Source organism: Pseudarthrobacter albicanus (assembly GCF_018224015.1).
GTDB classification, from domain to species: Bacteria; Actinomycetota; Actinomycetes; order Actinomycetales; family Micrococcaceae; genus Arthrobacter; species Arthrobacter albicanus.
In genome coordinates this window covers 1-18,282 of record NZ_JAGPOT010000020.1, presented here as the reverse complement: position 1 = coordinate 18,282, position 18,282 = coordinate 1, and the positions used below count along the sequence as shown (strand labels likewise).

Here is an 18,282-nt window from a genome sequence, read left to right as displayed (position 1 = left end):
GTCAGGCCTACGCGGGCTCGGACGCCACCCCGGCTGCCTGGAATGTCCGGCCGTTGACCCGCTCGGACGCTCCCACCCGGTCAAGGTACGGGGTGATGCCGCCCAGGAACATCGGCCAGCCCGCGCCGAGGATCAGGCACAGGTCGATCTCCTCCGGGCCGGCCACGACACCCTCCGCCAGCATCAGGCCGATCTCCTCCGCGAGGGCATCCTGCGTTCGGCGCAGCACCTCCTCGCCGGTGGACGGCGTGTTGCCGAAGGACATCAGCGCCAGGGTTTCGGCCGGGATGACGGGCTTGCCTGCCTGCTGTGACGCAGGGTCCCAGAGGGACTTCACGCCGTTGTCGATGAGTTTCTGGAGGTTCTGCGAGACCGGGAAGCGCTCCCCGAACGCCGCGTGCAGCGATTCCTGGACGTGCTGCGCCACCGGAAGCCCCACCATGGCACCAAGGACGAACGGGGTCATCGGCAGGCCCATCGGGCGCAGTGCGTTGTCCGCGACCCCGGCTGGCGTGCCCTCGTCGAAGGCCGCCGTCACCTCGCCCATGAGGCGCAGCAGGATGCGGTTGACCACGAACGCCGGGGCGTCCTTGACCAGCACCGCGGACTTCCTGAGCCCCTTGGCGAGTTCAAAGGCGGTGGCGAGCACGGCGTCGTCCGTCCTGGGTGCGCGGACGATCTCGAGCAGCGGCATCACGGCCACCGGGTTGAAGAAGTGGAAACCGACGAGCCGCTCCGGGTGCTGCAGGTCCTCGGCCATCGCGGTGACGGACAGCGAGGAGGTGTTCGTGGCGAGGATGCAGTCGGGGGAGACGACCGCTTCGACCTCCTTGAAGACCTGCTTCTTGACGCTGAGCTCCTCGAACACGGCCTCGATCACGAAGTCGGCGTCGGCGAAGGCCTCCCTGGAGACGGAACCGGTGACGAGCGCGCGGGTCCGGTTGGCGGCGTCGGGACTGATCCGTCCCTTCGCCAGCAGCTTGTCCACCTCGGCACGGACGTACCCCACGCCCTTGTCCACCCGGGCCTGGTCGATGTCCGTCATGACCACGGGCACCTTGAGCTGGCGGGCGAAGAGCAGGGCCAGCTGGCCGGCCATCAGCCCGGCGCCGACGACGCCGATCTTCGCCACCGGCCGGGCGAGCGTGCGGTCCGGGGCTCCGGCCGGCCGCTTGGAGCGCCGCTGCACGAGGTCCAGGAAGGCGTAGACGGTGGAGCGGAATTCGTGGGTCTGCATGAGGTCCGCGAGCGTCTCGCATTCCAGCTCCGCGGATTCCGCCTGCGTCAGGGTCCGGTTGGCCTCCATCACGTCCAGGACCTTGGCCGGGGCCGGGGAGGCGTTGGAGGTCTTGGCCTCCACGAAGGCGCGGCCGGCGGCGAGGGCGTCCGCCCAGCGGGCGGAAACCTCCGGGGCGGCGGGGTCGACGGCGCGGGCCCGCTCCGGCGTCACCGCGCCGGTGATGACCTTCGCGGCCCAGGCGACGGACTGTTCCACGAAGTCGGCCGGCTCGAAGATGGCGTCGGCCACGCCGAGCTCGAAGGCCTGCGGCCCGGTGAGGGTGCGGTTGTTGCTCAGCGGGTTCTCGATCATCACCTTGAGCGCGTTCTCGGGTCCGATGAGCCGCGGCAGGATGTACACGCCGCCCCAGCCGGGGATCAGGCCGAGGAAGGCCTCCGGCAGGCCCAGGGCGCCGGCGCCGGTGGACACGGTGCGGTAGGTGGACTGGAGCGCGATCTCGAGGCCGCCGCCCAGGGCCAGGCCGTTGATGAAGGCGAAACTGGGGACGCCGAGGTCCGCCAGCGTGGAGTAGACCTCGTGGCCCAGCTGGGCCATCCAGAGTCCGTGCTCGCGGTTGTGGAGGGACTTCACCGCGGACAGGTCCGCGCCGGCCACGAGGAAGTACGGCTTGCCGGTCACCCCGACGCCGGCGATCTCGCCGCGGGCGGCGCGCTCCTTCAGCCCTTCCAGGACGGTGCCGAGTTCGATCAGGGTGTTGGGGCCAAGGGTGGTGGGTTTGGAGTGGTCCAGGCCGTTGTCCAGCGTGATGAGCGCGAAGGTGCCGGGGCTGTCCTTGCCGTCAGTCGTCTTCCCACCTGCGGCGGGGAGCGCGATGTCCTGCACGTAGGAGTGGGTGACCGTCTCGTCCGGGAAAAGATCGGCAAGTTTGCGGAAATCGGCGGCGCTCATGCTTGGGCTCCAGTCTGGGTGGTGGCGGACTCGGGGTAAGCGGTGCCGTACTCGGCGTGGTGCGGGTTCTCCCAGATGACGGAGGCTCCCATGCCCAGGCCGATGCACATCGTGGTCAGCCCGAAGCGCACGGAGGGATCCTCCTCGAACTGGCGGGCCAGCTGGTTCATCAGCCGGACGCCGGAGGAGGCCAGCGGGTGTCCGACGGCGATCGCGCCGCCGTAGCGGTTGACGCGGGGATCGTCGTCGGCGATGCCGAAGTGGTCCAGGAAACTGAGGACCTGGACGGCGAAGGCCTCGTTGATCTCGACGAGGCCGATGTCTTCGATGCCGAGCCCGGCGTTCTTCAGGGCCTTCTCCGTGGCCGGGACCGGGCCGATGCCCATGACCTCGGGCTCGACGCCGGCGAAGGCATAGCTGACCAGGCGCATCCTGACCGGCAGGCCGAGTTCCGCGGCCGCGTCGGCGGAGGCCAGCAGGGCGGCCGTGGCGCCGTCGTTCAATCCTGCCGCGTTTCCGGCGGTGACCCGGCCATGGGCGCGGAACGGGGTCTTGAGGGCGGCGAGGTCCTGCAGCGAGGTGCCGGGACGCGGCGGCTCGTCCACGGTGTTGACGGTCCAGCCCTGTCCGGGCTTCATCGTTGCGACGGGCACCAGATCCGGCTGGATCTGGCCGTTTGAGTAGGCGGCGGCCAGCTTGTCCTGCGAGGCGACGGCGTAGGCGTCGGCGCGGTCCTTGGTGATGGCAGGGAAGCGGTCGTGCAGGTTCTCGGCCGTGTTGCCCATGTTCAGGGCGGCCGGGTCCACGATCCGTTCGGACATGAACCGCGGGTTGGGGTCCGCGCCGGCGCCCATTGGGTGGTTGCCCATGTGCTCCACGCCGCCGGCGATCACGACGTCGTAGGCGCCGAAGCCGATGCCGCTCGCCGTCGTGGTCACGGCGGTCATGGCGCCGGCGCACATGCGGTCGATCGCGAAGCCGGGTACCGTGCGCGGCAGCCCGGCCAGCAGGGCGGCGGTGCGGCCGATGGTCAGGCCCTGGTCGCCGGTCTGTGTCGTGGCCGCGATGGCAACCTCATCGATCCGCCCGGCGGGCAGGGACGGGTTGCGGCGCAGCAGTTCGCGGATGCACTTGACCACGAGGTCATCGGCGCGGGTACCCGCGTAGATGCCCTTCTCGCCGGCGCGGCCGAACGGGGTGCGGACGCCGTCGACAAAGACGACGTCGCGCACGGTGCGGGGACCTGCGCTGCTGGCTTTTCCGCTGCTGCTGGCTTGGCTCACGTGTTGCTCCTCATCGAGACATGGTGCCGGAGCTGCGGCCAAGGGCGGCAATCGCCGATGGCAGCAGTGATCCGGGCGGCATCAAGCAACATGTTACCCGCCAGTAATATAGCTGGCAAGGAGGGTGAGTCCGGGTCGTTAGGGGGTGGCGCCGGGAGCCGCTTCGGCTGCCGCCCTGGGCTCCTTCTCCGGCACGGGCCGGGGATGCAGGAAGGCCTCGGTGATCAGGGGTGCGGTGATCTCGATCTGCCATTGCCGCGCCCCGAGGTTCGCCAGCTCCTCGGCCAGGCCTTCCTCGCTGAGCTCGGCCGGCGGGCGCCAGGCCACGCGGCGGAGGTAGTCCGGGGTCAGCAGGTTCTCGACCGGCAGGTTCAGTTCCTCGGCCTTGGCCTGCAGCATGGGACGGGCGGTGGCAAGCCGTGCGGCCGCCTCCGGATCCCGGTCGGCCCAGACGCGCGGGGGCGGGGGCGCGTTGGTGGCCAGGTGCAAGGGAGGAAGCTCTTCCAGGGACCTGGCGGTGCTGATGCAGCGCAGCCAGCGCGGGGCTTCGCGCTGGGCCGCCCGGCCATGGAAGCCCTTGGTGCCCAGCAGTTGCGGCACGGTGGCAGGCATCGCCCTGGCCGCGGCCACGAGGGCCGAATCCGGGATGAGCCGGCCGGGGGCCACGTCGCGCTTCTGGGCCAGCGAGTCGCGTTCCAGCCAGAGTTCGCGGACGGCGGCCAGCTGGCGGCGGTCGCGGATCTGGTGCAGTCCCGAGGTCTTGCGCCACGGGTCGACGCGGGGCGGGGCCTGGCCGGCCTCGAGGATGGCCGCGAATTCCTGTTCGGCAAAGTCGAGCTTGCCGTCGGCCAGGAGGAGTTCAATGAGTTCTTCGCGCAGCTCGGTGAGGACCTCGACGTCGAGGGCCGCGTAGCGCAGCCAGGGTTCCGGGAGCGGCCGGGTGGACCAGTCGGCCGCGGAGTGTTCCTTCGCCAGGCCGAAGCCCAGGAGCTGCTCGATCACGGCGGCGAGCCCCACGCGCGGGAGGCCGGCGATCCGGGCGGCGAGTTCGGTGTCGAAGAGCCGGTCGGGCCACATGCCGAGTTCGGACAGGCACGGGAGGTCCTGGCTCGCGGCGTGCAGGATCCACTCCACGCCGCCCAGGGCGTCGTTGATGATCCGCAGGTCCCCGAAGGGCTCGGGGTCGATCAGCCAGGTGCCGGAGCCTTCACGGCGGATCTGGACGAGGAAAGCGCGCTGGCCGTAACGGAAGCCGGAGGCGCGTTCGGCGTCCACTCCCGCCGGGCCGTGGCCTGCGGCCAGGGCCGCTGCGCAGCGTTCCAGGCCTGCCTGGGTTTCGATGACGAGCGGCACGCCGTCCCGGGGGGCATCGAGGTCGATGACCTCGGGGACGAGGCTGTCAAAGCCTTCCACCGTGATGTGGGCTGTAGCGTCACCGGCCTCTGTCTTATTTGGTACGGCGCCGGCCGTGGTGATTTCCGGATTTTGAGGGGTCATGATGACTACAGTTTACCGACACCGCTGGGTCCAGGACGGCGCAGGCGGCAGAACGCGCCGCCTCATGCCCGTGCTGGGGCCTGTCCCGGCCGCCGCCGGGGGAGGGGTGTGACGCCTTCGGGGAGCGGTGGGAGCCCGGCGAAAGTGCACACCATCTCCGACCACGCCTCCAGATGCGTGGTGATGTCCGGTCCGGCGGGAGTCCACGAGGCCCGGAGTTCGACGTCGATCGAATCGGGCCGGTCCGAAAGCGTGCCGAAGCTTTCCGACAGCACGCGCGTGGCCGTGCCGCCGGCCGAACGGTAGGGCGCCTGGTGGTTCTCCAGCGCCTCGACCAGCCAGGTCCAGGCGACCGAGCCGAGCATCTGGTCGTTGCCCATTTCGGGCTCGAGCTGGGCCCGGATGTAGGTGACGACCCTGAATTGGCCGTCCCAGACCGCGGAGCCCTCGGGATCATGGAGCAGGATGAAGCGGCCGGTGGCCAGCTCGATGTCCTCGCTGCCGGCGGCCGGTTCGAAGCCCGCGGCGGCCGGCCCGTGGACGGGGCCTGGACCGCTGGCATCCCCTGGTACGATGACTTCCGCACCCAGTGCGACGGCAAAGGGTGCGAGCCGTGACGGCGCCGGAATCTCGGCCAGGCGCAGTTCGCTGCGGCATCGTGCGTGTCGAAGGGTTCCGAGGGCAAAGAGGAAATCTGCCGGAACCTGGTCGAGTGAGTTCACAATGGAAGGTTATGCAACGGGTGCCCGCATGCCCGGCAGGCTCGCCGCCGCCGGGCCGGGCGGATGCCTGCCCGGCTACGCGGCCGCGAGCTCGCGCCGGATGGCGGCGATGAAGGAATCAACGTCGTCCTCGGTGGTGTCGAAGGAGCACATCCAGCGGACTTCCCCTGCGGCTTCATTCCAGTCATAGAAGCGGAAGGAGCGGCGCAGCCGGTCCGCCGTGCCGGCCGGCAGGATGGCGAAGACGCCGTTGGACTCGGTCTTCTGGGTCAGCTCGACGCCGGGAACCGACTCGACGCCGGCGCGCAGCCGGGCGGCCATCGCGTTGGCGTGCGCGGCCGACCGCAGCCACAGGTCGCCCTCGAGGAGGGCGATGAACTGCGCGGACATGAAGCGCATCTTGGAGGCCAGCTGCATGTTCATCTTGCGCAGGTAGACGAGTCCCTGTGCGGCCTCGGGGTTCAGGGCCACGACGACTTCACCGAAGAGCAGGCCGTTTTTGGTGCCGCCGAATGAAAGGATATCCACGCCGGCGTCGCGGGTGAAGGCCTTCAGCGGCACGTTCAGGTGTGCGGCCGCGTTGGCCAGGCGGGCGCCGTCCATGTGCAGCTTCATGCCCTTGGAATGGGCATGCTCCGCGATCGCCCGGACCTCCCCGGGCGTGTAGCAGGTGCCCAGCTCGGTGGTCTGGGTGATGGATACGGCCAGCGGCTGCGCGCGGTGCTCGTCGCCCCAGCCCCAGGCTTCCTGGTCGATCAGCTCCGGGGTGAGTTTGCCGTCGGCCGTGCGGACCTGGAGGAGTTTGATCCCGCCGATCCGTTCCGGCGCGCCGTTCTCGTCCATGTTGATGTGGGCCGTGGAGGCGCAGATGACCGCTCCCCAGCGGGGCAGCAGGGACTGCAGCGACAGGACGTTGGCCCCGGTGCCGTTGAAGACGGGGAAGCATTCGATCCCGGCGCCGAAATGCTGCTCCATGAGCTGGACCAGCCGGGCGGTGTAGTCGTCCTCGCCGTAGGAAACCTGGTGGCCTTCGTTGGCGGCGGCGAGGGCCGCCAGCACTTCGGGATGGACGCCCGAGTAGTTGTCCGAGGCGAAGCCGCGGACGGACGGATCGTGGAGCCGCACCGCGGTCTTGGCAGGGCCGGCTTCAACGGTGCCGGTTACAACAGTGCTGGTCATCGATTTGCTCACGCTTTCAGTCTAGAGAGGTCCGGGTCCATCGCTGCGGTGTCCGGCCCGGTTCACTGGGCCAGCAGCAGCCGCCGGCCGTTAAGTCCGGCCGCGGGAGCGGTGAAAAGCCCGACGGCGGCGGCCGCCAGTTCCTCCACATCGGTGAACCCGGGGAAGGTGCGTTCGGGGGACTTTGCGCGCATCCGGGCGTCCACGAGGGCCTTGACCACGAAGACGACGGCGGCGCTGTGCTGGGTTTCCGGCTGGGCATCCGGCCCGGCGGCGGGGGCGCCGGTTGCACCGGCAGGGCCCTGGCCGGCGTTACCGGACTGGGCGCGCCGGAACCCGTCCGCCACGGCCAGGGTCCAGGCCTCGGCCGCAGCCTTGGCAGCCACGTAGCTGGCGGTCCCCGCCGCCGGCGTGCCGACGGCGGCGGAGGAGACCATGGCGAAGCGCCCGGCCTCCGAGGCGGCGAGGTCGTCGTAGAAGACCCGCGTGACGTTCCGCAGCGTGGTGATGGCGCCGCGTTCCAGGAAATCCCAGTCCTCGTCGCTCTGGTCCGTGATGCCCTTCGCGCCGCGCCAGCCCCCGACCAGGTGGATGACGCCGTCGATCCCCCCGGCTGTTGGCGCCAGCGCGGCGTGCACAGCGGAGTGCAGGGCGCGGACGTCCGCCAGGTGCGCGAGGTCGCAGACCAGCGGCGTGACGCCGCTGCCCGCCTCGGCGGCAGCGGCCTCGATGCGGTGCGGGTCCGAGCCGACGGTGAACACCGTGTGGCCGGCCCGGTGCAGGGCCCGGGCGGTGGCGATGCCGGACGGGCCGCTGCCGCCGGTCACCAGCACATTCAGGCTGCGAGGGGCACTCATCGGGCTTTCATCGCCGGCGTGGCGGTGCCGGTGCCGGCCTCTGTGTTGGTGTCTGACGACCCCGTGATCCCGGCGGTGGAGTCGATGACGGGGCGCATCTTCTTCTCGAGGGCCTCGTAGAACATCGAGAGCGGGAACTCGTCGTCGAGCACCTGGTCGGTGAGGCCGCGCGGCGGGCCGGCCAGGGGCAGGGCGCCGGCGCCCTTCGCCCAGACGGAGGCAGGGTTGGGGGTGAGCGTGCCGGAGACCAGCTCGTAGGCGGCCAGCCAGTGGGCGGTCTTGGGGCGGTCGATGGAGCGCCAGTAAAGCTCCTCGATCCGGGCGCCGAGTCCGATGACGACGTCCGCGGCCTGGTCCCAGTCGATGCTGAGCTTACTGTCGGTCCAGTGCAGGACATGGTGCTGGTGCATCCAGGCGAAGAGCAGCTGGCCGCCGAGGCCGTCGTAGTTGCGGACACGGTTCCCGGTGATGGCGAAGCGGAAGATCCGGTCGAAGATCACGGCGTACTGGACCAGTTTGGCGTGCCGGCGTGCTTCGGGGTCCGCGTTGCCGTCCTTTTCGATCCGCACGGATTCGCGGAAGGCCGTCAGGTCACAGCGGAGTTCCTCGAGGGAGTAGAGGAAGAACGGCATGCGCTGCTTGATCATGAACGGATCGAAGGGCAGGTCCCCGCGCATGTGGGTGCGGTCATGGATGAGGTCCCACATGACGAACGTCTCCTCGGCCAGCTGCTGGTCCTCGAGCAGGGCGGCGGCGTCCCCGGGAAGCTGCAGGGAGGTGATCCCGGTGGCGGCGCGGACGACACGCCGGAAGCGGGCGGCTTCGCGGTCGGCGAAGATGGCGCCCCAGGTGAAGGTGGGCGTTGCCCGGACGGCGACCGTCTCCGGGAACAGCACGGCGGAGTTCGTGTCGTAGCCGGGGGTGAAGTCCAGGAAGCGGATGGGAACGAAGAGCTTGTTCGAGTACCCGCCCTCCTCGAGGCCGGCGACGAACCCGGGCCAGATCACCTCGATCAGCACGGCCTCGACGAGGCGGCTGCTGCTGCCGTTCTGGGTGTACATCGGGAAGACGACGAGGTGCTGCAGTCCGTTGACCCGGTGCTGCTGCGGTTCGAAGGCCAGCAGCGAATCCAGGAAGTCGGGCACGCCGAAGCCGCCGGCGGACCACCGGCCGAAATCGGTGACGAGGAGTTCCAGGTAGCGGGCGTCGTGCGGAAAGGCCGGGGAGAGCGCGGTGACCGCGTCCGTGATGGTCCCGACATAGCCGGCGGCCGCCTCGTGGGCGGCAGGATCCGGCACGGATCCGTCCTGGACCTGGAGTGCCTGCAGGGCGGTGGCAGCAGCCTTGAGCGCCAGCCACTCCGGGGATTCCGAGGTGACGTGGGCCGGTGCGGTGGTAGCGGTCGTGGTCATCGACATGGGCCTTCCTGGTTGCTTGGTGCGTCTACGGCGAGCGTAGCAAGCAAACAGAATCTCTAACGCAAAATATGGTTGAGCATAAGAAAGTCTGGGCCAACCTGTGGGGGAGAAGCGCTCCAGCTCCAGCGGGCTGCCCCCTGGCTGGCCGGGCACCGCTGGTACGGGACCCGGCAGCAGGCCTCAGTTCCCGGCGTCGTCCGCCGTGACGAGCCTGAGCGAGACCGAGTTGATGCAATACCGCTGGTCCGTGGGCGTGCCATAGCCCTCGCCCTCGAACACATGGCCCAGATGGGAATCACACGCGGCACAGCGCACCTCGATGCGCTCCATCCCCAGGGCACGGTCGTGGATGTAGCGGACGGTTTCCTCTGCCAGCGGTGCCCAGAACGAGGGCCAGCCGCAGTGGGAGTCGAACTTTTCCTTGCTCGTGAAGAGTTCGGCGCCGCAGGCCCGGCACTGGTAGACGCCGGCGGTGTGGGTATCCCAGTACTCACCCGTGTAGGGCCGCTCGGTGCCGGCCTGGCGCAGCACACGGTATTCCTCGGGGGTCAGTTCCTGGCGCCACTGCTCGTCGGTCTTGCCAGGCTTTTCGGTGGCAGTCTCAGCGGCAGGCGCTGCCACGGGCGCGACCTTTGGCCTGTTGTTAAAGATGTTCATGGCTGAATAACGCTCAGGAGTCCCCGATAAATCCCGAACCGGCGTACAGATGCAGCACGGGCAGGCCCAGCCGGTCCTGGGCCTTGTTGGCCCAGTCGGTGTGGAAGGTGTCGGCGAGGGCGTGCGGGCGCGTGATGACGACCGCCTGCCCGGCGCCGAGTTCCTTGACCTTGGCCACGAGGCCCTCCACGGGCCGGCCCTCGACAATCTGGCCGCTGACTCCTCCACCCAGCCCGGCCAGCGCAGTGAGCGAGGCGGCCAGGGTCTCGGAGGCTTCGGCCCGCTCGGCGGCGGGGTCGGGGGACTCCGTCAGTTCGCGGAAGGCCTTGGCGATCTCCAGCAGGGAAAGGTTCTCCAGGAAATCCACCAGCAGGTGGCGTTCGGTGTTGGCCGGGACGAGGACCACGAGGGGTGCATCACCGCCGGCGACGAGGGTTTCAATGTTGACGCGGTCATCCGCACCGAGGGGCTCTTCTGTCAAAATGACGATTGGATCACTCATGCCCCCAGCCTAGCCGGGTGGTCGGGTCCCGGCATGAATGTGGCATCGGCTGCTCCAAACCCGCCCTTTTGGACGGTCTAAACGGCCGTTGCGGAGCAATCGATGGGGGTGTGGGGCTATTCCAGACCGGCGCCGTGCTCTCACTCCGGCCATATGACGGAAATGGCCGCAATCGGGCCCGCATTGCGGCCATCTGCGTCAATTGGGTGCCGTCCCTGGACACAGCGTCACGATCCCGTCCGGATCCGCTACGGTTTCAGGGACTTCAACGACCCGTGTGCCTCAATCACCGGCGATGTGACGGATATGGCCGCAATGAAGCCGTCATTCCGGCCATATCCGGCAATCGGCTGCCCGCCTGGCTACGTCCCGACGTGCCGGTCCAGACCCGGCTGCGGTTTGGGCGGGACTGCTGTGCTGACGAGTGCTCCGCAACGGCCCTTATGGGGGTCCAAACGGCCGTTGTGGAGCAATCGATGGGGGTGTGGGGACTATGCACCGGTCCTGGACGCCCCCGGATGCCGTCTTCTGCCGTGAGTTCAGCAAGAATGGTGCCATGGCATCCCCCCTGCGCCTTCTGCCGGACCCGCACCGGAACCCGTCCGCCCGCGGTACGGCCGCTCCTGCCGCGGCGCGCTCCGGGATGGAGGCGGCGGGGCCGGTGAACGGGACGGGGCTTTCCGGCGGCGCCAAATGGGCCGTGGGCGGCATCATCGGCGGAAGCGCCGCGGCCGGCCTGCTCGCCGCAGGGTCGTCGGCGCTGGCCCTGTATTTCGCCCGCCGCGTCATCACCCCCGAACGCGTCCGCGAGGCGGACCAGGAAGTCCTGGCGGTGATCCGCGAAGGGCGCGGGCTGCATATTATCCTCGCCGCGACCCCCGAGAACACGGTCGAGGGCGTCTATGGCCTCTTCTTCGACGGCGGCCGGGGCCATGCCCGGATCGGGAGGATCCTGTCCTACTCGCCTGCCGAACGCACCGTCCTGCGGGACGTCGAGGCCGTCTACAGCGGCGACCTTGCGGCGGCGCGGCGCGGCTGGTGGAGCGGGGCCGCGTACCCGGATCCCGCCAGCCTCGGCCTTCCGGCGGAGGAGGTCCTGATCGAGGTCGACGGCGGGACCGCCCCCGCCTGGCTGGTGCGGGCCGCGCCGGCGCCGGAGATGCCGGCACCGGACACGCCGGCACCGGACACCACGGCGCCGGACACATGGGCGATCATGGTGCACGGCCGCGGGGGCAGCCGGCAGGAAGGCCTCCGTGCCCTCCGCACGGCCCGGGAGCTGGGCCTGTCCAGCCTGCTGATCTCGTACCGGAACGATGGTCTGGCACCGTCGGCGCCGGACGGACGCTACGGCCTGGGCTCCACCGAATGGCGCGACGTCGAGGCGGCCATCAGCTTCGCCCGCGGCCAGGGTGCGCGCGAGGTGGTGCTGTTCGGCTGGTCGATGGGCGGCGCGATCTGCCTCCAGACCGCCGACCTCTCCCGCCACCGCCATCTGATCCGGGCCATGGTGCTGGATGCACCGGTGATCAACTGGGTCAACGTGCTGGCGCACCACGCGGAGCTGAACCGGATCCCGTCCTCCGTGAGCCGGTACGGGCAGCTGATGCTAAGCCACCGCCTGGGCCGGCGGCTGACAGGCCTGGCCGCGCCGGTGGACCTGAAGGCAATGGACTGGGTGTCGCGGGCCGTGGAACTGAGAACGCCGACGCTGATCCTGCACAGCGTGGATGACGAATACGTTCCCTACGGGCCGTCCGCGGCCCTCGCCGAGAAGAACCCCGAGATGGTCACGTTCGAACCCTTCAGCAGGGCGCGGCACACCAAGGAATGGAACGTGGATCCGGATGGCTGGGAGCGACTGGTCACGGCCTGGCTGGGCCAGCAGCTGGCGCCGCGCGCCAATCCGGGCCAGGCCGGTCCTGGGCCTGCAGGAGCGCCGGATCCGGAACCGCCGCATCCGGTCTAGTGCTTTGACCGGATAGGTTGACCGGGTTTGCTGCAGTGCCAGTCCGGTGGCATGGCTGATCGTGTGAAGGTGCGCCGGCCGAGTCCGGCGGAAGGGCAGCGGCTGCAGAGGATCGTGCGCCGCGGGGAGTCGAAGCAGGGCGCCCTGGTATAGGTCGGCAACAGCAAATTTACGACACCGAGCGGTGCGTTACCGCTGGCCGGATTGTCCAATCTGCTTCCCGTAGTGGGCGATCGTCTCCGCCAGACCTGTGTACCGATGTTCGAAAATGGCCGCCATCTTCTCGTTCATGGGCGGCGGGTCTCCTCGGTGCAGCAGGGGCAGGAGGTCTATCACTTGTTGCAGCCCCTTCTGCGTGAGATCCGACCACCCTTTCGAGCAGGAATCCCGGGCGGTGTAATACTCCGGTGGCAGCAGGGCCGTCTGGCCTTCGAACCCCATCGTAATTGTGCGAGTTGCTGCGGTGATCGCCGGATCGAACCCGTCGGACTTCTCGACATTCGCGTAGGTGACCGTGACATCGAAGTTCCCGTCGTCCGGATCGTTCGTGATGGTCACGGTGCCCGGTCCTGCCGTGTACTTCAGAGTGACAGTACGTGAACCGTCGGCGATACCGGAGACGGCAGGGTAGCTCGTAGTCACCGTGGGTTTCACTTCCCCGGACCCGTTGAGTACCGGGATGCCTTGGATTCGCTAGGAACCAACCGGGTCGGCGTATCCGGACGACGTACCGTGACCGGTCTGGGCCAGATGATGCTTCTCAATCCTGTATGTGTAGCTGTCCACCCATCGGGGGGCAACCCCACAGAATTCGTCCTTGTTGATGACACCTTCGGCACCACCGGTGACGGTGTCCCGGATTTCAGGTTCGCCGACTCGCGAGCGGTGGACGCGCGTCGGAATGACTCAGGCCCCGGCGGTGTTGGACCAATAGGCAGAGACTGCGGTCCCGTCGAGTCGTCCGATCTGGGGACACACGTCGCCAATTTCCCCAGCGCTGCCGCCAGGGTCCGGGTTCTGGCGCCAGCCCGTTTTGACGTCCGGGTCCGTCATCGCCTCGACGAGTTCATGGGAGAAGCCGGACGTCGCCATGTCAAGAGCGGATATGCCCCCGAACGCCTGGGTGCACACCCAGGCGTAACGCACCGGGTCATCGTCCCAGTCGAAGGCGTCGTAGTCCTGCCACTGAAAGGCACTGTGCGCCGCTGAAACTATTCCGCCGGCTCCCGGCGGAGGTGCAACTGACGACGCCAGGAAAACGACGTTGAGTTGCCGCCAGTTCTGGTCGGGCTCGGGAAGCTGATTGTCGTCGATCAACCGGTTCAGCAGTCCTACCACCCCTCCGTTGACCAGAGCTGAGGTGGCCGCCGGTGCGGGTTCTGAGTCGAGGACGAACGTCGGACCCTGGACGGTCGGCGTTCGCGTAAGTCCGTATTGGGTCAGCGCACTGAGGTACGGACCATTGATGATCACGTTGAGGGCGCTCAGGATCACGTTGGCGTCCAGCGGCGGCGAAGCCGATCCCCACTCTGCACCCCAGAAGATCGGCTTTATTGAGGGAACCGACAGGAGCGGGCCGCCCTTGTTGACAAATGAGATGTTCGCAGAAGGGGATGAGTAAGTGAATGCTCCAAGTTTTCCCTCCACTCTCCGCGTCGAGGACACTGCCCGCCATCACGGTGCGCGAGCTGAGCTCACTTTCGATACACAAGCGCCTGGGGGATCCCGCCGGACTCGTCACTTGGTTTGAAATGGGCATGGTGGTCACGCTCTCAAGTCGAGGGATGTTGCGGTTATCCTGCTCCCCGCAGAATTTCCCCACAAGGGCCCCGGCCTCTGTGAAGGTCCGCCGGCACACTGCTAAGGCCAGGACGGCAAGCCGACCGCGGAGCCGGATGACACGTGACGGGGAAACCGCCCGCCGCCACCGCGCCAGTGGGCGCCCTGCTTCGACTCTCCGCGGCGCACGATCGGCTGCAGCCGCTGTCCTTCCGCCGGACGCAGCCGGCGCACCTTCACACGATCACTCATGCCACCGGACTGGCACAACAGCAGACCCGGTCAAAGCACCAGCGGCATTCCCCGCCCGGCATGCGGGGGAGAAGAGAGCCCGGCTGGAGACCCTAATGTGGGCGCAATGGCGCTAGGATTGTGCCGGAATAGCAACCCTTGCAGCGGTGCCAAGTGGTTGTCGGGTCAGGTAGCCAAGCATCTGTTTCCCCAGCGGCAGTGCGTGGCACCCTCTACACAGGAGGCTGTCTGCATGCCGGAATTATCACCGGACCTTTCCGGAGAATGGCGAATCGATCCGAACCATACGCGGATCGGGTTCTCCACCCGGCACGCAATGGTCACGAAGGTTCGCGGCGCCTTTAACGACGTTGAGGGAATAATCAACGCCGACGCCGGGAATCCCGCCAATTCGTCCGTGCGGGTGACCATCAAGGTCGCCAGCATCGATACCCGGAGTGCCCAGCGCGACGAACACCTTCGCACCAACGACTTCTTTGATGCACCGAACTATCCCGAGATCACGTTCGTCAGTTCGCGGATCGACCAGATCGAAGAAATGAATTTCATCGTCATCGGCAATCTGACCATCCGCGGCGTCACCCAGGAAATCAGTCTGCCGTCGAGTTCCTCGGGGTGGAGCGGGACCCGGCCGGGGCGCTGCGTGCGGGGTTCGAGGGATCCCGCCGCATTGACCGCCAGCAGTTCGGCGTGAAGTGGAACACCGCCCTTGATTCCGGAGGCGTGCTCGTCTCGGACAAAATCACGCTGGAGTTCGAGGTTTCCGCCGTCAAGGTCGAGGAGAGCCGGGGCATCGCCTGATACTTTGAGCCGGGGGACACGCCCTGATACGAAGGCCTAGTGCCGGCCCGTACCGATCCGTGCGGTGCGGGCGCCCGTGAGCCGGATGAGTTCTTCCGGGCGCAGTTCGATGTCCAGCCCGCGGCGGCCGCCCGAGACAAGGATGGTATCCAGCGCCAGGGCGCTCTCATCCACGACGGTGGGGGAGGACTGCCGCTGCCCGAGCGGGGAGATGCCGCCGAGCACGTAACCGGTCCTGCGCTGTGCTGCGGCCGGTTCGGCCATGGCGGCCTTCCTGCCGCCCAGCGCGGCGGCCATCGCCTTCAAATCCAGGTTGCCGCTCACCGGCACGACGCCGACGGCGGGCCGCCCGTCGACGTCGACCATCAGGGTCTTGAACACCCTGGCGGGGTCGATGCCGAGCATTTCCGCGCCTTCGAGGCCGTAGCTGGCCGCCGCCGGATCGTGGCTGTAGGGGTGGGCCACGAAAGGAACCCCGGCCGCCGCGAGAGCCGCGGTGGCAGGGGTCCCCTGCGACGGAAGTTTACGGGCCATAGCGACGGGCCGGGCTGCCGGGGCTGCCCGGGGTCAGGACTGCCGTGGCGCGGCGGCGGCGACCTTGCGCTTGATCCGGCCCAGCATGGCCGTCATGCCGCGCATGCGCAGCGGAGTGATGGCGCGGGTGAGGCCCAGGAGATCGGGCATGTCGTCCGGCACGGCCAGGATCTCCCGCGCGCTGAGGCCATCGAGTCCTTCGCGCAGCACGCCAGCGAAGCCGCGGGTGGTCGGGGCTTCCGGCGGCGCCTTGAAGAAGAGGTGCACGCTGTCCGGTGCAGCGCCGTCGGCCGGCTCCTTCTCGATGGTGAGGAAGAGCGGTGTCTGGCATTCCACCACCTGCTCCATCAGCTCGGGGTGGTCCTTGAGCCGGTCCGGAAGGTCCGGAAGCTCGCGCGAAAACTCAAGCAGCAGCTGCAGCCGTTCGGGTTCCGTCAGGGCCTGGAAGTCGTCGACAATTTCCGCCAGCGCGGCGGGGAGGGCAGGAGTATTCATCACTCCCAGCATACGCCCGGGGCCTACCTGGCTGCCGGAACGGTGCCGCGCTCGGCGCCCTTGACAATGGGGACGCGGACGGCGTTGCCCCATTCAGTCCAGGAGCCGTCGTAGTTGCGGACCGTGTCGAAGCCCAGGAGGTACTTGAGGGCAAACCAGGTGTGGCTGGAACGCTCGCCGATGCGGCAGTACGCCACGACGTCGTCGCCTTCCTTGAGCCCCGCCTCACCCAGGTACAGTGCCTCCAGTTCCCCGCGGTTCCGGTAGGTGCCGTCGCCGGCAGCGGCGCGGGCCCAGGGGATCGAGGCGGCCGTGGGGATGTGGCCGCCGCGCATGGCGCCTTCCTCCGGGTAGGCCGGCATGTGGGTGCGCTGGCCGGTGTACTCCTCGGGGGAGCGCACATCGATCAGCGGCTTGCCGAAGTGGGCGAGGACATCGTCCTTGAACGCGCGGACCGGGGCGTCATTGCGCTCCACGACCGGGTAGGTGCCGGGGGCCGGCGCTGCGGTTTCCGTGGTGAGGGCGCGGCCTTCGGCGATCCATTTGTCCCGGCCGCCGTCCAGCAGCCGGACGTCCTCGTGGCCGAAGAGCGTGAAGACCCACAGGGCGTACGCGGCCCACCAGTTGGACTTGTCGCCGTAGATGACCACGGTGCTGTCCCGGGAGATGCCCTTGGCCGCGGCCAGGGCGGCGAAGGCGTCGCCCTCCACGAAGTCGCGGGTGACCTCGTCGTTCAGCTCAGTGTGCCAGTCGACCTTGACCGCGCCGGGGATGTGGCCGGTCTCGTACAGCAGCACATCCTCGTCGGATTCCACCACCACGAGCCTGCCGCCGTCGAGCGCGCCGGCCTCGATCGCCGCGGCGAGCCATTCGGTGGAGACGAGCCGCTCCGGGTGGGCGTAGGCGGTAAATTTTTCGTTCTGCTCAACGGGGTAGGGCATGGGATGGCCTTTCACTGAAACGGTCAGGGGGCCGGGCCAGGGGAGGATCGAATGCGGCGCCGGGCCTGCTACAACACTAGCCACGCCCCATCGGGAATGCCCCCACCCGGTTAACACTGGGAAATGTGGGATTGGTCACAGCGTTTCGCCGGGCTCGCCGGCGGCATCCGTATTCCCGGTATCCTTTCTGGGGACAAGAGACCAGCAGAACGGACCACCTTGGTACAGATCGAACAGCTCGCCGCCAGAACGCCGGCAGTTTCAGTGGATGAACTCCTCAACGGGTTCTTTCCCTCGGCAAGGTTCGGCGGGGTTTCGTTTTCCAGCTACCGTCCCGATCCGTCACAGCCGAGCCAGGCCGGCGCGGTCCGGGCGCTGGAAGGATTCGCGGCCGGCGTGGGGGCGCGGGACGGCGACGGCTTCCTGAAGCGGCTCTTCGCGAAGAAGGACACCTCGCGCGCCGGAATCTACCTCGACGGCGGCTTCGGCGTCGGCAAGACCCACCTGCTCGCCTCGCTGTGGCACGCCACCCCCGGTCCCAAGGCCTTCGGCACCTTCGTCGAATACACGAACCTGGTCGGGGCGCTGTCCTTCCGCAAGACGGTGGACGCCCTCAGCGGCTACAAGCTCGTCTGCATCGACGAATTCGAACTCGACGATCCGGGTGACACGGTGCTGATGTCCCGGCTCATGCGCGAGCTCGCCGACGCCGGCGTCAAGCTCGCCGCCACCTCCAACACCCTGCCGGGTTCCCTCGGCGACGGCCGCTTTGCCGCCGTCGACTTCGCCCGCGAGATCCAGGTCCTGGCGGACCAGTTCGACGTCGTCCGGATCGACGGCGAGGACTTCCGCCACCGCGGCCTCCCGGCGGCCCCGCTGCCGCTGCGCAACGATGAGCTGGCGCACCACATGCATGCGGAGTTTGACGGCAAGACCGTGGCGCGCGATGACTTCGGCACCCTCATCAACCACCTGGCCGGCGTCCACCCGAGCCGCTACCGCCAGCTCCTGGACGGCATCGAGGGTGTGGTCTGGAAGAACGTGGAAACCATCACCGAGCAGGCTGTCGCCCTGCGCTTCGTGGTGCTGGCGGACCGCCTCTACGACAAGGACGTCCCGATTCTTGCCAGCGGCGTGCCGTTCGATCAGCTCTTCACCGAGGACATGATGACCGGCGGGTACATGAAGAAGTACTTCCGGGCTGTCTC

The 18,282-nt window shown here is 68.4% G+C and carries 18 protein-coding genes; 4 read left to right on the top strand and 14 right to left on the bottom strand.

The genetic code is table 11. The features are described from left to right. Positions 1-7 precede the first annotated feature (7 nt). From J9611_RS06320 to J9611_RS06280, 9 genes are all read right to left on the bottom strand, one after another. On the bottom strand, positions 8-2,188 hold the full coding sequence (locus J9611_RS06320) for a 3-hydroxyacyl-CoA dehydrogenase NAD-binding domain-containing protein (RefSeq protein WP_211878649.1): 2,181 nt from the start codon (positions 2,186-2,188) through the stop codon (positions 8-10). Further along, the gene (locus tag J9611_RS06315; protein WP_211878648.1) at positions 2,185-3,471 is read right to left on the bottom strand and encodes a thiolase family protein; all 1,287 of its coding nucleotides are present in this window, start codon (positions 3,469-3,471) and stop codon (positions 2,185-2,187) included. The genes J9611_RS06320 and J9611_RS06315 overlap by 4 nt, the downstream gene beginning before the upstream one ends. A 138-nt stretch (positions 3,472-3,609) precedes the next feature. Further along, positions 3,610-4,968 (bottom strand): HRDC domain-containing protein, encoded by a 1,359-nt coding sequence (locus J9611_RS06310; RefSeq protein ID WP_211878647.1) that lies wholly within the window; start codon positions 4,966-4,968, stop codon positions 3,610-3,612. Positions 4,969-5,030: 62 nt separating this feature from the next. After that, complete coding sequence (locus J9611_RS06305; RefSeq protein WP_211878699.1) at positions 5,031-5,693, bottom strand: DUF3000 domain-containing protein; 663 nt, start codon at positions 5,691-5,693, stop codon at positions 5,031-5,033. Between the two features lie 72 nt (positions 5,694-5,765). Continuing rightward, positions 5,766-6,869: a threonine aldolase family protein gene (locus tag J9611_RS06300; protein ID WP_211878697.1), complete on the bottom strand. Its 1,104-nt coding sequence runs from the start codon at positions 6,867-6,869 to the stop codon at positions 5,766-5,768. A gap of 62 nt (positions 6,870-6,931) precedes the next feature. Then, positions 6,932-7,726 carry an SDR family oxidoreductase gene (locus tag J9611_RS06295; RefSeq protein WP_211878645.1) on the bottom strand — a complete coding sequence of 265 codons (795 nt, stop codon included), beginning with the start codon at positions 7,724-7,726 and terminating at the stop codon, positions 6,932-6,934. Beyond that, positions 7,723-9,138 (bottom strand): DUF6421 family protein, encoded by a 1,416-nt coding sequence (locus J9611_RS06290; protein WP_211878644.1) that lies wholly within the window; start codon positions 9,136-9,138, stop codon positions 7,723-7,725. The genes J9611_RS06295 and J9611_RS06290 overlap by 4 nt, the downstream gene beginning before the upstream one ends. Positions 9,139-9,324: 186 nt before the next feature. Continuing rightward, positions 9,325-9,801, bottom strand: coding sequence for a peptide-methionine (R)-S-oxide reductase MsrB (msrB, locus tag J9611_RS06285; RefSeq protein ID WP_211878643.1), 477 nt, complete (start codon positions 9,799-9,801; stop codon positions 9,325-9,327). 13 nt (positions 9,802-9,814) lie between these two features. Beyond that, entirely contained in the window at positions 9,815-10,303 is a 489-nt protein-coding gene (locus J9611_RS06280) for a hypothetical protein (protein WP_211878642.1), read from the bottom strand. A gap of 643 nt (positions 10,304-10,946) precedes the next feature. On the opposite strand from J9611_RS06280, the gene J9611_RS06275 reads away from it, so the two are divergent. Continuing rightward, positions 10,947-12,272, top strand: a complete 1,326-nt coding sequence (locus J9611_RS06275) for an alpha/beta hydrolase family protein (protein ID WP_246527450.1) — start codon at positions 10,947-10,949, stop codon at positions 12,270-12,272. A 189-nt stretch (positions 12,273-12,461) separates the two neighbouring features. On the opposite strand, the gene J9611_RS06270 is transcribed toward J9611_RS06275, so the two are convergent. Both J9611_RS06270 and J9611_RS06265 read right to left on the bottom strand, forming a co-directional pair. Further along, positions 12,462-12,830, bottom strand: a complete 369-nt coding sequence (locus tag J9611_RS06270; RefSeq protein WP_211878639.1) for a patatin-like phospholipase domain-containing protein — start codon at positions 12,828-12,830, stop codon at positions 12,462-12,464. Positions 12,831-13,178: 348 nt separating this feature from the next. After that, positions 13,179-13,919: a hypothetical protein gene (locus tag J9611_RS06265; protein WP_211878638.1), complete on the bottom strand. Its 741-nt coding sequence runs from the start codon at positions 13,917-13,919 to the stop codon at positions 13,179-13,181. Between the two features lie 616 nt (positions 13,920-14,535). On the opposite strand from J9611_RS06265, the gene J9611_RS06260 reads away from it, so the two are divergent. Continuing rightward, a complete protein-coding gene (locus J9611_RS06260; RefSeq protein ID WP_307857035.1) occupies positions 14,536-14,997 on the top strand; it encodes a YceI family protein in 462 nt (153 codons plus the stop codon). Beyond that, positions 14,919-15,104, top strand: coding sequence for a YceI family protein (locus tag J9611_RS22710; RefSeq protein ID WP_372447766.1), 186 nt, complete (start codon positions 14,919-14,921; stop codon positions 15,102-15,104). The genes J9611_RS06260 and J9611_RS22710 overlap by 79 nt, the downstream gene beginning before the upstream one ends. Positions 15,105-15,140: 36 nt before the next feature. Here the strand turns inward: J9611_RS22710 and ybaK are convergent, their stop codons facing one another. The 3 genes from ybaK to J9611_RS06245 are packed head-to-tail and all read right to left on the bottom strand — an operon-like array spanning position 15,141 to position 17,074. After that, entirely contained in the window at positions 15,141-15,638 is a 498-nt protein-coding gene (gene ybaK, locus J9611_RS06255) for a Cys-tRNA(Pro) deacylase (protein WP_211878637.1), read from the bottom strand. 33 nt (positions 15,639-15,671) lie between these two features. Then, positions 15,672-16,133 carry a SufE family protein gene (locus tag J9611_RS06250; RefSeq protein WP_211878636.1) on the bottom strand — a complete coding sequence of 154 codons (462 nt, stop codon included), beginning with the start codon at positions 16,131-16,133 and terminating at the stop codon, positions 15,672-15,674. Between the two features lie 23 nt (positions 16,134-16,156). Continuing rightward, complete coding sequence (locus J9611_RS06245; RefSeq protein ID WP_211878635.1) at positions 16,157-17,074, bottom strand: sulfurtransferase; 918 nt, start codon at positions 17,072-17,074, stop codon at positions 16,157-16,159. 219 nt (positions 17,075-17,293) lie between these two features. Here J9611_RS06245 and zapE point away from each other — a divergent pair. Then, positions 17,294-18,282: cell division protein ZapE (zapE, locus tag J9611_RS06240; RefSeq protein ID WP_211878634.1), on the top strand; the 989-nt coding region annotated here is incomplete at its 3' end.

Excerpts from the sequence above, each read along its gene's own strand:
- J9611_RS06320 (WP_211878649.1), bottom strand. The coding sequence starts at position 2,188 with ATGAGCGCCGCCGATTTCCGCAAACTTGCCGATCTTTTCCCGGACGAG.
- J9611_RS06310 (WP_211878647.1), bottom strand. The coding sequence starts at position 4,968 with ATGACCCCTCAAAATCCGGAAATCACCACGGCCGGCGCCGTACCAAAT.
- J9611_RS06300 (WP_211878697.1), bottom strand. The coding sequence starts at position 6,869 with ATGACCAGCACTGTTGTAACCGGCACCGTTGAAGCCGGCCCTGCCAAG.
- J9611_RS06295 (WP_211878645.1), bottom strand. The coding sequence starts at position 7,726 with ATGAGTGCCCCTCGCAGCCTGAATGTGCTGGTGACCGGCGGCAGCGGC.
- J9611_RS06290 (WP_211878644.1), bottom strand. The coding sequence starts at position 9,138 with ATGACCACGACCGCTACCACCGCACCGGCCCACGTCACCTCGGAATCC.
- msrB (WP_211878643.1), bottom strand. The coding sequence starts at position 9,801 with ATGAACATCTTTAACAACAGGCCAAAGGTCGCGCCCGTGGCAGCGCCT.
- J9611_RS06280 (WP_211878642.1), bottom strand. The coding sequence starts at position 10,303 with ATGAGTGATCCAATCGTCATTTTGACAGAAGAGCCCCTCGGTGCGGAT.
- J9611_RS06275 (WP_246527450.1), top strand. The coding sequence starts at position 10,947 with ATGGAGGCGGCGGGGCCGGTGAACGGGACGGGGCTTTCCGGCGGCGCC.
- J9611_RS06260 (WP_307857035.1), top strand. The coding sequence starts at position 14,536 with ATGCCGGAATTATCACCGGACCTTTCCGGAGAATGGCGAATCGATCCG.
- ybaK (WP_211878637.1), bottom strand. The coding sequence starts at position 15,638 with ATGGCCCGTAAACTTCCGTCGCAGGGGACCCCTGCCACCGCGGCTCTC.
- J9611_RS06250 (WP_211878636.1), bottom strand. The coding sequence starts at position 16,133 with ATGAATACTCCTGCCCTCCCCGCCGCGCTGGCGGAAATTGTCGACGAC.
- J9611_RS06245 (WP_211878635.1), bottom strand. The coding sequence starts at position 17,074 with ATGCCCTACCCCGTTGAGCAGAACGAAAAATTTACCGCCTACGCCCAC.